This is a genomic window from Advenella sp. S44 (genome assembly GCF_002810445.1).
Lineage (GTDB): Bacteria > Pseudomonadota > Gammaproteobacteria > Burkholderiales > Burkholderiaceae_B > Advenella.
Genome location: NZ_NEXS01000009.1, coordinates 369,528 through 382,704, shown reverse-complemented (window position 1 = coordinate 382,704; position 13,177 = coordinate 369,528). Strand labels below are relative to the sequence as shown.

General features: G+C 53.7%; 12 protein-coding genes and 1 riboswitch. Of the genes, 6 read left to right on the top strand and 6 right to left on the bottom strand.

What is annotated here, in order from left to right; all coding sequences use genetic code 11:
• The first annotated feature begins 52 nt into the window (after window positions 1–52).
• From CAP48_RS15585 to CAP48_RS15560, 6 genes are all read left to right on the top strand, one after another.
• Window positions 53–1,771, top strand: coding sequence for an acetolactate synthase 3 catalytic subunit (locus CAP48_RS15585; protein ID WP_100698693.1), 1,719 nt, complete (start codon window positions 53–55; stop codon window positions 1,769–1,771).
• Between the two features lie 9 nt (window positions 1,772–1,780).
• On the top strand, window positions 1,781–2,275 hold the full coding sequence (ilvN, locus tag CAP48_RS15580; protein WP_100698314.1) for an acetolactate synthase small subunit: 495 nt from the start codon (window positions 1,781–1,783) through the stop codon (window positions 2,273–2,275).
• Window positions 2,276–2,335: 60 nt separating this feature from the next.
• Window positions 2,336–3,352, top strand: a complete 1,017-nt coding sequence (gene ilvC, locus CAP48_RS15575) for a ketol-acid reductoisomerase (RefSeq protein WP_100698312.1) — start codon at window positions 2,336–2,338, stop codon at window positions 3,350–3,352.
• A gap of 214 nt (window positions 3,353–3,566) precedes the next feature.
• A complete protein-coding gene (locus CAP48_RS15570) occupies window positions 3,567–4,346 on the top strand; it encodes a transporter substrate-binding domain-containing protein (RefSeq protein WP_100698309.1) in 780 nt (259 codons plus the stop codon).
• 69 nt (window positions 4,347–4,415) lie between these two features.
• Entirely contained in the window at window positions 4,416–5,558 is a 1,143-nt protein-coding gene (locus tag CAP48_RS15565; RefSeq protein WP_100698307.1) for a methionine aminotransferase, read from the top strand.
• Window positions 5,559–5,590: 32 nt separating this feature from the next.
• Window positions 5,591–6,580, top strand: a complete 990-nt coding sequence (locus CAP48_RS15560; RefSeq protein WP_100698305.1) for a tripartite tricarboxylate transporter substrate binding protein — start codon at window positions 5,591–5,593, stop codon at window positions 6,578–6,580.
• A gap of 6 nt (window positions 6,581–6,586) precedes the next feature.
• On the opposite strand, the gene CAP48_RS15555 is transcribed toward CAP48_RS15560, so the two are convergent.
• The 6 genes from CAP48_RS15555 to CAP48_RS15530 form a co-directional block, all read right to left on the bottom strand.
• Window positions 6,587–7,057 carry a LysR substrate-binding domain-containing protein gene (locus tag CAP48_RS15555; RefSeq protein WP_161495278.1) on the bottom strand — a complete coding sequence of 157 codons (471 nt, stop codon included), beginning with the start codon at window positions 7,055–7,057 and terminating at the stop codon, window positions 6,587–6,589.
• Window positions 7,050–8,321 carry a D-amino acid dehydrogenase gene (locus CAP48_RS15550; protein WP_100698301.1) on the bottom strand — a complete coding sequence of 424 codons (1,272 nt, stop codon included), beginning with the start codon at window positions 8,319–8,321 and terminating at the stop codon, window positions 7,050–7,052. The genes CAP48_RS15555 and CAP48_RS15550 overlap by 8 nt, the downstream gene beginning before the upstream one ends.
• Before the next feature lie 132 nt (window positions 8,322–8,453).
• A riboswitch (glycine riboswitch) is annotated at window positions 8,454–8,540 on the bottom strand.
• 207 nt (window positions 8,541–8,747) lie between these two features.
• The gene (locus tag CAP48_RS15545; RefSeq protein ID WP_100698299.1) at window positions 8,748–9,707 is read right to left on the bottom strand and encodes a tripartite tricarboxylate transporter substrate binding protein; all 960 of its coding nucleotides are present in this window, start codon (window positions 9,705–9,707) and stop codon (window positions 8,748–8,750) included.
• Between the two features lie 261 nt (window positions 9,708–9,968).
• The gene (locus tag CAP48_RS15540; RefSeq protein ID WP_100698692.1) at window positions 9,969–10,568 is read right to left on the bottom strand and encodes a nitroreductase family protein; all 600 of its coding nucleotides are present in this window, start codon (window positions 10,566–10,568) and stop codon (window positions 9,969–9,971) included.
• Between the two features lie 381 nt (window positions 10,569–10,949).
• Window positions 10,950–11,912, bottom strand: a complete 963-nt coding sequence (locus CAP48_RS15535; RefSeq protein ID WP_100698691.1) for a tripartite tricarboxylate transporter substrate binding protein — start codon at window positions 11,910–11,912, stop codon at window positions 10,950–10,952.
• Between the two features lie 105 nt (window positions 11,913–12,017).
• Entirely contained in the window at window positions 12,018–13,172 is a 1,155-nt protein-coding gene (locus tag CAP48_RS15530) for an acyl-CoA dehydrogenase family protein (protein ID WP_100698297.1), read from the bottom strand.
• Window positions 13,173–13,177: the final 5 nt, after the last annotated feature.

Sequence of the window (13,177 nt, the reverse complement as noted above, 5' to 3'; positions counted from 1 at the left end):
CCTGGTCGCAGGACCAATCAACGCGGGAATGCTGGTTATGAAAGGAAATAACATGGAACTCAATGGCGCCGATATCGTCGTGCGCTGCCTGGCCGAAGAGGGCGTCGAGCACGTTTTCGGTTATCCTGGTGGCGCGGTGCTCTACATTTACGACGCAATCTACAAACAGAAAGATTTCAAGCATATTCTGGTTCGACATGAGCAGGCTGCGGTGCATGCTGCCGATGCCTATTCACGCTCCTCCAATAAAGTGGGCGTGTGTCTGGTCACCAGCGGCCCGGGCCTGACCAATGCGGTCACCGGTATCGCCACTGCCTATATGGACTCCATCCCGCTAGTCATCATCAGTGGTCAGGTGCCCACCAAGGCGATTGGCGAGGATGCCTTCCAGGAATGCGACACAGTCGGTATTACCCGACCCTGCGTGAAACACAATTTCCTGGTTCGTGACGTCAAGGACCTGGCCGATACCATGCGCAAGGCATTCTACATTGCCCGCACCGGCCGCCCGGGCCCGGTCCTGGTCGATATCCCCAAGGATATCTCCATGACCGCGTGCAAATATGCGCCCCCCAAGTCTGAAATCAAGATGCGATCCTATGCGCCGGTGGCCAAGGGCCATCTGGGGCAAATCAAGAAGGCTGCCCAGTTGCTGGCCAACGCCGAGCGTCCCATGATTTACGCCGGCGGCGGGGTCATCCTGTCCGACGCTTCAGAAGAACTGCGCCAACTGGTGCGGCTCAGCGGCGCCCCGGTTACCACGACACTCATGGCGCTGGGCGCGCAAAACCCGGATTCCGATCAGTATCTTGGCATGCCGGGTATGCACGGTACCTATGAAGCCAATATGACCATGCAAAACTGCGATGTGCTGATTGCCGTGGGCGCGCGCTTTGATGATCGGGTCATCGGCAATACCAAGCACTTTGCCCAGGCGCAGCGCAAGATCGTTCATATTGATATTGATCCATCGTCCATTTCCAAGCGGGTCAAGGTCGACATCCCCATTGTGGGCAACGTCAGGGAAGTGCTGCAGGAAATGAATCCGCTACTTGCAGATGCGCTGGCCGAGCAAAAAAGCAGCCGTTCATTGCAGGCCTGGTGGAAGCAAATCAACGACTGGCGCGGCCGCGACTGTCTGAAATACGCTCGCGACAGTGAGCTGATCAAGCCGCAATTTGTTATCGAAACCCTGTGCAAGGTCACCGAAGGCAATGCCTTTGTAACCTCTGACGTGGGTCAGCACCAGATGTGGGCGGCGCAGTATTACCGCTTCAACCATCCCCGACGCTGGATCAACTCGGGCGGCCTGGGCACCATGGGCGTTGGCCTGCCTTACGCCATGGGCGTGCAAATGGCGCATCCCGATGCGCAAATTGCCGTCGTGACCGGCGAGGCGTCGATCCAGATGAATATCCAGGAGTTGGCCACCTGCACGCAGTATCACTTCACGCCTAAAGTGCTGTGCCTGAATAACCGCTATCTGGGCATGGTGCGGCAATGGCAGGAAATCGACTATCAGTCGCGCTACTCCGAATCGTACATGGACTCGATCCCCGACTTTGTCAAACTGGTCGAAAGCTATGGACATATCGGTCTTCAAATTGATAAGCCGGCAGATGTCGAGCCGGCCATCAAGGAAGCTTTCGGCAAGCACAAAGACCGTCTGGTCTTCCTGGACTTCATCACTGACCGGACCGAAAATGTCTGGCCAATGGTCAAGGCAGGCAAAGGCCTGACCGAAATGCTGCTGGGTTCAGAAGACTTGTAAGGGGAAACCATGAAACACATTATCTCCATCCTGCTGGAAAATGAACCCGGTGCGCTCTCCCGCGTGGTGGGCCTGTTCTCGGCCAGGGGCTACAACATTGAAACGCTCACTGTTGCGCCAACCGAAGACGCGACGCTGTCGCGCCTGACGATCATGACTGCGGGTTCTGACGATGTTATCGAACAAATCACGAAACACTTGAACCGGCTGGTCGATGTGGTTAAAGTAGTCGATCTGACCGAAGGGGCTCATGTCGAGCGTGAACTCATGCTGGTCAAGGTTCGTGCGGTGGGCAAGGAGCGCGAAGAAATCAAGCGCCTGGCCGACATCTTCCGCGGACACATTGTGGACGTGACCGATAAATCCTACACAATTGAACTGACGGGTGTGCAGGAAAAAATCCAGGCGTTTCTGTCTGCGCTGGATCGCACTGCAATCCTGGAAACCGTTCGTACCGGTGTGTCCGGTATCGGACGCGGCGAACGTATCCTGCGGGTGATGTAACTGGTGTTAGCGCGGTAAGCAGACATTCAAACAAATTCAACTAAATTCTTGAGGCTTTAAATGAAAGTTTTTTACGACAAAGATTGTGACCTGTCCCTGATCAAAGGCAAAAACGTTGCCATTATCGGTTATGGCTCCCAGGGTCATGCCCACGCACTGAATCTGCACGAATCCGGCGTGAATGTAACCGTCGGCCTGCGCAAAAACGGCGCATCCTGGAGCAAGGCAGCCAATGCTGGTCTGAAAGTGGCTGAAGTGGCCGATGCCGTCAAAACCGCCGATCTGGTCATGATCCTGTTGCCCGATGAAAACATCGCTCAGGTATACAAAGAACACGTCCACGCCAACATCAAGGCCGGCGCGGCCCTGGCTTTCGCCCACGGCTTTAACGTGCATTATGGCCAGGTTGTGCCTCGTGACGACATCGACGTCATCATGATCGCGCCCAAAGCGCCCGGCCACACCGTTCGCGGCACCTACTCACAGGGCGGCGGCGTACCATCCCTGATCGCTGTGCACCAGGATAAATCCGGTGCCGCCCGGGATGTCGCACTGTCTTATGCCAGCGCCATTGGCAGCGGCCGCGCCGGTATCATTGAAACCAACTTCCGTGAAGAAACCGAAACCGATCTGTTCGGCGAACAGGCTGTACTTTGCGGTGGCGCCGTTGAGCTGATCAAGGCCGGTTTCGAGACACTGGTAGACGCCGGTTACGCGCCTGAAATGGCGTACTTTGAATGCCTGCACGAACTCAAACTCATTGTTGACCTGATCTACGAAGGCGGTATCGCCAACATGAACTACTCCATCTCCAACAACGCAGAGTATGGCGAGTATGTGACTGGTCCGCGCATTGTGACAGATGAAACCAAACAGGTCATGCGCGAAGTCCTCAAAGACATTCAAACCGGTGAATACGCAAAAAGCTTCATCATCGAAAACGCTGCAGGTGCGCCTACACTGACATCACGTCGTCGCATCAATGCCGAATCCGATATTGAAGTGGTCGGCGAAAAACTGCGTGCCATGATGCCATGGATCGCCAAAAACAAACTGGTTGATCAATCCAAAAACTAAGCGTAAGCTTTTGCGCCAGAGGCTGGTTTTTCCAATTTGGCGCGCAGGCAATGCCACAGGCAGCCGCCTGGCGCAACAACAGGTGCAATAACCAGCGCAATTAGCGCAACGACAAGTGCGTACCCTGCTGCCGCCAACGGTGGTCCGGGTGCGCGACATCCTTGTTGAAAACCTCTGTTTATCAGAGGTTTTCTCATTTTTAAGGTCCAGGCTTATGAACATCAAAACCCTTGTTGCAGCAGGCCTACTTAGTGTCAGCGTGCTAGGCGCCCCTGTATTGGCTCAGGAAGTGCTTAAAGTCGGGGTTGAGGCACTGTATCCGCCATTTGAAAGCAAAACGCCAGACGGCAAGCTGGTCGGATTTGACGTGGAACTCAATGATGCGGTTTGTGCCAAGCTCCAGGTCAAATGCGAATGGGTAGAGACCAGTTTTGATGGCCTCATTCCCGCCCTGAACGCACGTAAATTCCATTACATCAATTCGGCCATGAATATTACTGAGCCGCGTCAGCGAGTCATAGATTTTACCGTGCCGATCTACGATGTTCCCAGTCAACTCATTGCCAAAAAAGGATCGGGCCTGCAGGCCACGCCGCAAAGTCTCAAATCCACTGTTGTCGGGGTATTGCAGGGATCGGCGCAAGAAGCCTTTGTGAAGAAACACTGGGCGTCAAAGGGTGTGAAAATTGTTTCGTACGCCTCGCAAGATCAGATCTATCAAGACTTGCAAAGCAATCGCATTCAGGCCGCCGTGCAGAAAACACCAAGTGCCGTGACGGCCTTCCTGGAAAAACCCCAAGGCAAGGATTTCGAAGTCACTGGCGCTGCGCTTGATGATACCTCGGTATTGGGCGTGGGCACCGGTTTCGGCATACGCAAGGGTGACGCTGAACTTAAAAAGCGTCTTGACGGGGCGATCGAAGCGCTCAAGAAAGATGGTACGATAAGCAAACTTACCCAAAAATACTTCAACGCCGATTGGGTCGCCAAGTAAGTCGACTGCGCATCAAGCGCAACCGGCCCGGTGGCCGGTTTTTTTCATTTTGTTTATCAGGTAACGATCATGCAGATCCGTTCCAAGCTGCCCGATGTGGGCACCACTGTTTTCAGCGTCATCGGCAATCTCGCCGACCGTCACCAGACCATTAATCTGGCGCAGGGCGCTCCCAATTTCCCATGTGCACCCGAGTTGATCGATCATGCCATCAACGCCATGTCCGAAGGACACAATCAGTATTCTCCCATGATCGGTATTGCGTCATTGCGCAGCAAGATTGCTGAAAAAATCCAGCTGCTGTATGGCCATAGTTATGACGAACTCAATGAAGTGACGGTCATGGGCAGTGCCAGCCAGGCGCTATATTGCGCCATTGCAGCGCTCGTGCATGCCGGCGATGAAGTGATTTATTTCGAACCCTGTTTCGATAGCTATGCGCCAATCGTGCAATTGCAATCGGCCGTGCCGGTGGGCATCAAGCTGCTGCCGCCAGCCTACGGGATTGACTGGGATGCGGTGCGCGACGCCGTGAACGATCGCACGCGCATGATCATCATCAATTCGCCACACAACCCAAGCGGCGCCATTTTGTCCGATGCCGATATCGCGGCACTGCAGGATATCGTGGCCGGCACCAATATCATTATCCTGTCCGATGAAGTGTACGAGCATGTGGTGTTTGATCAAGATATTCATCGCAGCATGTCCCGCTATGATCAATTGCGCGAACGCGCTGTTGTGGTTACCTCATTCGGCAAAACATTTCATGTAACGGGCTGGCGCGTCGGCTATTGTGTTGCACCTGCAGCAATCATGACTGAAATACGCAAGATCCACCAGTTCCTTATGTATTGCGCAGATACGCCCATGCAGCATGCGCTGGCGGCCATGATGGAGACGCCGAATCATTACCTGAACCTGGCTACGATTTATCAGGAGAAGCGCGATTTGCTGGCCCATGCGCTCAAGAATTCCAAATTTGAATTGCTTCCCAGCAAGGGCAGCTTTTTCATGCTCGCCAAATTCAATCATTTTAGCTATTTGTCCGACGTGCAACTGGTACGCAAACTGATCGAAGAGTTCGGCGTGGCAACCATCCCTGTTTCGGCGTTTTATTCCGATGGGACTGATCTGGGCGTCATTCGCCTGTCGTTCTCAAAGGATGATGCCACTTTGGAAGAGGGCGCAAGGCGTCTTTGCAAATTATGAAATTAATCAGTGATCTCGTTTAAGGAAATACAATGAAAATCGTCAAGAAACTGACCATCAGTACGATCCTGGCCGCCAGCCCGGCCATGCTGCTGCCGCTGGCCGCCGTGGCGCAGGACAACTGGCCTGCCAAACCCATTACATTTGTGGTGCCTTATGCGGCAGGCGGCTTTGCCGATACCCGCATGCGCCTGCTGGCCGAAGAGCTGGGCAAAGAGCTCAAAGCCAACGTTGTGGTTGAGAACAAGGCCGGGGCGGGCGGCGTCATTGGCACAGACTATATCGCTCGCGCCAAGCCCGACGGCTATACGATTGGCAGTGGCAACCTGGCGCCGCTTTCGGTCAACCCCACACTCATGCCCAAGAATGTCAAATATGATGTCGCCAAAGATCTGGCGCCGGTGATTCTTATTGAAGAAAGTCCGCTCATTTTGAGTGCCAGCAACAAATTGGACGTTAAAAACGTGGCAGACCTGATTGCACTGGCCGAAAAAGAGCCCGGTAAGCTGACCTTTGGTTCGTCCGGTGTTGGCGGCGCTCACCATCTGTCCGGCGAACTTTTCGCATCAGATGCAAAGATTGAACTGACTCATGTTCCGTACAAGGGCGGCGCGCCGGCCGCCAGCGACCTGATGGCAGGCCATATCGATATGATGTTTGAAATGGGCTACGCCGCCATGCCGGCAATTCAGTCCAAAAAAGTGCATCCGCTGGCGGTCACCAGCGCCAAGCGCCTGCCGTTGCTGCCCGATGTTCCTACCATGCAGGAAGCGGGTCTGGAGGGCTTTGAATCTTATAACTGGCAGGGTGTAATTGCGCCTGCGGGCACACCAGAACCCATTATCAGCAAACTGAATACAGCGTTCAACAATATCCTGAAAAAACCGGAAGTTCAGAAAGCCTTTGAAAGTACAGGCGGGCAGTCTGCCGGCGGATCTCCCGAGGATTTCGCCAAATTCATTCAAAGCGAAACCCAAAAGTGGGCCGAAGTCATTAAAACGTCGAATGTGTCGATAGATTAAATTGCGCTAAGCGGCATCATCGTTATGTGTCGAATCGGGCGGACACCTGTTGGGTGCCGCCCGATTTTTAATGTATTGCGAACGCCGGTGACTGATGTTTTCATGGGATGCAGACGCATCAACCAGTGCGAAAACGGTAATAGACGATGGTGTCTCAATAATAAAATCATGAGAAATATGATGGGAATGCAGAAAGTGCTTTATCTTCTGCGTGAGCTCATCGGAGTCGCTCAGTGATATGATTTTCTGACTTTGGATGGTCTCAAGATTGATGCGATCCGCTTGCTTCAGGCGATGCTCCAGCAGCAGTACACATACGGCAGAGCTGCTTATCAGCACCTCGCTATCCAGTTCATTATCCTCAATCCGGCCGGTGGTCAGGACTACGTCCAAAAGATCCTGTTGTAGAAAATTCGACAACTGGGGTGTGCCGGCCGTTTCCATACTGATATGGGTTTTGGGGAATTTTTTAAGCAACTCCGCAATCACCTGAGGCAAAAGGCCTATCCCTCATGTTGGGGTGCGCTGACGTTTGCACCAGCTCGCCCAGCATCTGTGCGGTGATGGCAGACAGCGTCCATCCCAGGTGTCCGTGCCCGGTGTTATAGAACACGCCCGCTTTGCGTCCGCGGCACACACGCGGCATCATATCGGGCATCATCGGGCGCAGGCCGCACCATGGCACGACGCGCCGCGTGGAGATCTCGGGGAACAGGCGACGGGTCCAGTCAATTAGCGGTTGAACCCGATCGGCGCGTATGTCCTTGTTAAAACCATTGAATTCTGCGGTGCCGGCCACCCGGAACCTGTCGCCCAAAAAGCTGGTGACAATTTTGGCGTCTTCATCAAGCAGGCTGACTCGTGGTGCGGCGGCCAGACTGGCTGCGTCATCAAGGTGGACGCTGATGGAGTAACCTTTTACCGGATATACGTTCATGGAATCGCCCAGCATGCGGGCAATGGCCCGACTGCCTGTGCCCGCGCAGACAACGAGATTGTCCGTTTCCAGATAACCTGATTCGCCATTGTCATAGCGCTGATAATAAATTTGGTGATGTTGCCGGTCGCTCGCAATCCGGGTGACCGAGGTATCCATGGCAAACTGCACGCCCAACCGACGGCATGCGGCGGCCAACCCATTGGTGAACTTGTGAATGTCGCCAGTGGCATCCGACGGCGTGTATAGTCCTGCGAAGAAGTTTGTGGTGAGCGTCGGTTCAATGGTTCGGGCTTCATCGCGCGTGACGGCATAGCGCTCCAATCCGCCTTCCTGCAATAATGCGTTGGTTTTCACCGCTTTTTCGAAACTGTCCTTGTCGTAGTAGATATGCAATATGCCACGGCGTTCCAGGTCAAAATCGATATTTTCCTGCTCGGCCATGGCATAGAGGTGACGACGCGCTTCGATGGCGAGACGGGTGGTTTCGATGGTATTGGTCTTGTGGTTGGGAATATTGCGGACAAATGCTGCAAGCCAGCTGTATTTGTGCCAGCTGAAGGACGGGTTTAGCAGCAGGGGTGCGTTGCGCTTGCCGATCCAGCGCAGGCCTTTCAGGATAGTGGCCGTGCTGTTCCAGACTTCGGCATTGCTTGCGGACAACTGCCCGCCGTTGGCAAACGAGGTTTCCATGGCCGGGTCCCGGTTTTTGTCTACGACAGTGACCGAATAGCCGAGTTTGGCAAGTGTGTAAGCGGTGGTGATGCCGGCGATGCCGGCGCCGATGATGGCGACACGTGACATGAACGTCTCCGATAGCGGTGATGCAAATCACATGATCTGCATACCCCATCTGTCACGGTACCTGAGAGTTTCACCGGGTTTTGTGAACCTGGTTCCCCTTCGGTGGGCGCATGCGCCTCTCTCCAGAGCGTCGCGTTTATTGCAGTCCTTTTGCCTGAGAGTTTCCGGGGTGGTTGCTCCGTCGGCGTCAGCAGGGCTGATCTCTCCTGCAAAAACGTATGTCGACACACATATGATAATCATATAGCCAACAGCGACAAGCCCGGGTTTACCCTAATAAATGAGCGATCCGTTGATTGAGTATGGTCCCATTAGCTCGAAGACGCCTTATGCCCGGGCGATGGCCTGCCTTCGGAATGAAAAACCCGGCTGCCCATTCGGTGGGAAACCGGGTTGCTGTGGCAGTGTAGCGGGCAGATTGCGACGTTATTGCACGGTAATATTATTGTCCTTAATGATTTTTTCGTACAGGGCCGAATCGCGCTTGATCAGTTCACCCAGCTCGGCCGCAGAACCCCCGACCGGCACAAAACCGGCGTTTTTGAACTTGCTTTTGACGTCCGGGTCCTGCACGATCTGGGCAAGCTCGCTGGAGACGCGATCCACGATTTCCTGCGGGGTTCCCTTGGGCGCCATCAATGACGTCCATGAGTTCATTACAAAGCCCTTGAAGCCGGCTTCTTCCATAGTGGGGATGTCGTCTTCGCCCTCCCATCGCTTGGCGGAGGTGATCGCCAGCGCATTTAGCTTGTCTTCCTTGACGTAGCCCATGGGCACCAGGATCGGGTCAAAAACCATGGAGACCTGGCCGCTGAGCAGGTCGGCTAGAATGGGCGCGCTTCCCTTATAGGGTACATGCGTCATTTCGATCCCGGCTTCCTGGGCAAAATGCGCGCCGGTCAGGTGGGCGCTGGAGCCCGTGCCGCTAGAGGCGTAGGTCAGATGATTCTTCTTGCCGTATTCCACCAGTTCTTTCACATTTTTAGCGGGCACCTGCTTGCTGACAAACAGAAACAGAGGCAGATCGGCGATATGGGAAACCGGGGCGAAATCATCGTTGCTGTAATTGAGTTTGTACAGGTGCGGGTTGGCGGAATAGGCTGCCAGCACAGTGACGAATGTATAACCGTCCGGCTTGGAGCGCGCGGCTTGGGCGGTGCCGATGGTACTGTTGGCGCCGGGTTTGTTTTCAATGACGATAGGTTGCTTGAGTTTTTCAGACAGTTTTTGCATCACGACCCGGGTAACAGTGTCGGTAGCGCCGCCTGGCGTGTAGGGAACGATAACCTTGATGGGTTTGTCAGGCCATGCTGCGTTTGCCGCCATGGGCAGGGTAAGGGCTATCATGGCTGAGCACGCAAGATACGTTGTCTCTTTTATTTTCATTTGAATTAATCCTTATGAGATTTTATATAACTCGTAAAGGATAACAAACATTGGTCAAAAATAAGAGGTCACGAATGAAATAAAAAAGTAAATCTATTGAATTCCCAAAGAATCGCAAAAGCCCGCACAGTGTTGACTGGCGGGCTTTTGCACAGCAGAACACAGAGATCGTCACGAGTCGATTACCGGTTCATTTTCCTGTGTTGGCAGGCGCAATATTGCGCCCGGCCCTACGTTTTGGTTGCGCTCGTTCCAACCGGTTTATTCAAAGACGCGGAAACGCGCTGTGTCGTCCATATATTCTTTTTCCCCGGCCGGGCTGACAATGCTGCCAAAAGGCATTTGGGCGCGCAATTTCCAGCTCGCCGGGATATTCCATTCAGCCTTGACCTTGTCGTCGATCAATGGATTGTAATGTTGCAGTGAAGCACCAATGCCGTGTTCGGCCAGCGCCGTCCAGACGGCCAGTTGTGCCATACCGGTTGAATGCTCTGACCAGATAGGGAAGTTGTCTGCGTAAAGCGCAAATTGTTTCTGCAGTCCGGCCACGACATCCTGATCTTCGAAAAACAGGACGGTGCCATAGGCAGCCTGAAAGCCGCTCAGTTTTGCGTCAGTGGCCGGATAGGCATCGGCCGGGACGATGGCCTTGAGCGACTCCTTGGCGATCTCCCATACGCGATCCTGGTGTTTGCCCAGCAAAATGACGGCGCGTGAAGACTGTGAGTTAAAAGAGGACGGCGCCTGCTTGATGGCGTCTTGAATCAGCCCGACAAGTTCGTCATTGCCCAATTTGACATCGCGATCCAGCGCGTAAATGGTACGGCGGTTTTTCAAGTGCTGCAGAAAATTTGCGGACATATCAGTAAAACCCTTTAAAAAAATATTCAGTGGAAAGATCGTTCGTTTGTATACCATAATCGCTCGTGGTACTTGCATAGTTAATATTATGCTGCATCGCAGGGTCAATGTGTTTCATCTGTTTTGTTGGGACCATTCAAAAAATTTGAACGATATGGAAATGGTGCGTGGCGGGATGATGAAGTGGCAATATATGGCTGGTCTGGCAGGACCGGCATTTGGATGCGGACGCAGTCGGGGGAGGCGGTGTTCGGATGTGGTCGTTTGCCCGGCTCGTTGGGAAGTGGTCGTGGGGCAGAGTCGTTGGATAGGGGCGTTGGCTACTTTGACCGGCACGGACGCGGATTTGTGCCGGTCAAAAGTAGTCGTTATGCAGATTTCCTACTTTTTCTGAAATCCAAGAGATTCCAGCACCTTGCCTTCGTCTGCCGTGGTCTTTTTGGCAAATTCAGTATATTGCTCTGTGCTCATATAGAGCGGTTCCATATCGTATTTTTCCAGCGCTTCGCGAAAATTTGGCTTTTCCATGGCTAGCTTGAGCGCGTCATGGAGTTTTTTCACAATATCCGGATCTGTCTTTTTGGGCACAGCCAATCCGAAAGGCGAGAGCTGGACGCGATCAATGCCCGACTCCTTGAGTGTAGGGGCATCAGGAAATTTCTTGCTGCGCTTCTCGCCCCAGGTCGACAGTAAGCGAAGCTTGCCATTTTCTACATACGGCGCCCACGCGGGCGTATCTGCCACCGACATGACGAATCCGCCGATAATTGCCTTGAGCGATTCCGCATTGCCTTTGTAGGGAACATGTACCAGCTTGACTCCGGCATCCTGCGCAATCGCTTCCATCGTGATATGCAGCGTTGTCATGATGCCCGGCGAACCATAGGTCAGTTTCTCCGGGTTGTTTTTGGCGTAGTCAATATATTCTTTCATCGACTTGATGGGGGAGTCGGCAGGTACCACCAGGCCAAATGAATAGCCGGCAAGGCCGATGACATACGTCAGATCGTTGGCTGGATCCCAATCGATCTTGCTGATATAGGGCAGGCGAAACACAGGGGTTGGCGTCTGGGCCAGCGTGTATCCGTCCGGCTTTTTATTATGCAGTTGCATGGCTGGCAACACGCCGCCGGCCCCGGGTTTGTTTTCCACAATCACCGGCTGCTTCAGAATCCCAGTCAGGTTCTCTGCCAGCACGCGGAAGGGAATATCGGTTGAACCCCCGGCCGTATAGCCAATCACGATTGTGATTGGCTTGTCGGGAAAATTTTTGGCTGCTTCGGACATGGCCTGAGCCGATTGCATGCCGAACGCCATCAGTGCTGCAACCGCAGCGGTGTACATGGGCTTGCCTGGTTTTATCACGTTTGTCTCCTGTTTTTTAATAATATGGATTAACTGCATATGGCTGCCTGGATGCCCGACTAATTTACCGCAGGGTCATATCTATCAGATATTACCTTCTTTAATCAGATCCTTGGCGATGATGATTTGCTGAATTTGCGACGTACCCTCGTACAGACGGAACAGGCGCACATCGCGATAAAAGCGTTCAATGGCGTATTCCGAAATATATCCCGAGCCGCCATGTATTTGTACCGCCCTGTCGGCAACGCGACAGCACATTTCGGTGGCAAAGTATTTCACGCAAGAAGCCAGTGCCGATACACTTTCACCGTTGTCGCGTCGGCGTGCAGCGTCAAGCAACATGCATTCGGCCGCGTAAATATCGGTTTTGCTATCGGCAAGCATACCTTGAATCAATTGAAAATCAACCAGTGGATGCCCGAACTGCTTGCGGTCCTTGGCAAAGTTCAATGCGTCAGCCAGCATGCGTTTGGCCGCGCCAATGGCAACGGCCGATATATGCAGGCGGCCTTTGTCCAATACCTTCATGGCGGTCTTGAATCCGACGCCTTCCCTGCCGCCAATCAGCTGGCTTGCCGGTACGCGGCAGTTGTCAAAAATAACATCACAGGTGTGAGCGCCTTTCTGGCCCATTTTCTGGTCGCGTTTGCCTAGCGTCAGGCCGGGAGTGCCAGCCTCGACGATGAACGCGGAAATGCCAGATGCGCCTTTGACTTCGGGACTGGTGCGCGCCATCACGGTAAAGATGCCTGCATGCGGGGCATTGGTAATAAAGCGCTTGGTGCCGTTGATAACGTAATCATCGCCGTCACGCACGGCCGTGGTGCGCAGGGACCCTGCATCGGATCCGGCCTCCGGTTCGGTCAGTGCAAAAGAGCCGATCAGATCGCCCGAAGCCAGCCGCGGGAGGTATTTTTGCTTTTGCTCCGGCGTGCCGTCAATCACAATACCCGAAGAGCCAATACCGTTGTTTGTGCCAATGTAGGAACGGAATGCGGGCGACGTGCGGCCCAGTTCCATGGCGATGCGTGCTTCTTCTTCCATGGTCAAACCCAGGCCGTCATATTCCTCGGGCAACGCAAGGCCAAACAGGCCAAGCTCTTTCATCTGTTCGCGTATTTTCTGAGGGATCTCGTCGGTTTCAGCAACTTCGTTTTCGGCGGGAACAAGTACTTCGTTGACGAAGCGGCGGACGCCCTCTTCAAGAAGGGTCTGGGTTTGCTGATCGCGAATCATAAATG

Excerpts from the sequence above, each read along its gene's own strand:
- CAP48_RS15545 (WP_100698299.1), bottom strand. The coding sequence starts at position 9,707 with ATGAAAATAAAAGAGACAACGTATCTTGCGTGCTCAGCCATGATAGCC.
- CAP48_RS15570 (WP_100698309.1), top strand. The coding sequence starts at position 3,567 with ATGAACATCAAAACCCTTGTTGCAGCAGGCCTACTTAGTGTCAGCGTG.
- CAP48_RS15540 (WP_100698692.1), bottom strand. The coding sequence starts at position 10,568 with ATGTCCGCAAATTTTCTGCAGCACTTGAAAAACCGCCGTACCATTTAC.
- CAP48_RS15565 (WP_100698307.1), top strand. The coding sequence starts at position 4,416 with ATGCAGATCCGTTCCAAGCTGCCCGATGTGGGCACCACTGTTTTCAGC.
- CAP48_RS15560 (WP_100698305.1), top strand. The coding sequence starts at position 5,591 with ATGAAAATCGTCAAGAAACTGACCATCAGTACGATCCTGGCCGCCAGC.
- CAP48_RS15585 (WP_100698693.1), top strand. The coding sequence starts at position 53 with ATGGAACTCAATGGCGCCGATATCGTCGTGCGCTGCCTGGCCGAAGAG.
- ilvN (WP_100698314.1), top strand. The coding sequence starts at position 1,781 with ATGAAACACATTATCTCCATCCTGCTGGAAAATGAACCCGGTGCGCTC.
- CAP48_RS15535 (WP_100698691.1), bottom strand. The coding sequence starts at position 11,912 with ATGTACACCGCTGCGGTTGCAGCACTGATGGCGTTCGGCATGCAATCG.
- ilvC (WP_100698312.1), top strand. The coding sequence starts at position 2,336 with ATGAAAGTTTTTTACGACAAAGATTGTGACCTGTCCCTGATCAAAGGC.
- CAP48_RS15550 (WP_100698301.1), bottom strand. The coding sequence starts at position 8,321 with ATGTCACGTGTCGCCATCATCGGCGCCGGCATCGCCGGCATCACCACC.
- CAP48_RS15530 (WP_100698297.1), bottom strand. The coding sequence starts at position 13,172 with ATGATTCGCGATCAGCAAACCCAGACCCTTCTTGAAGAGGGCGTCCGC.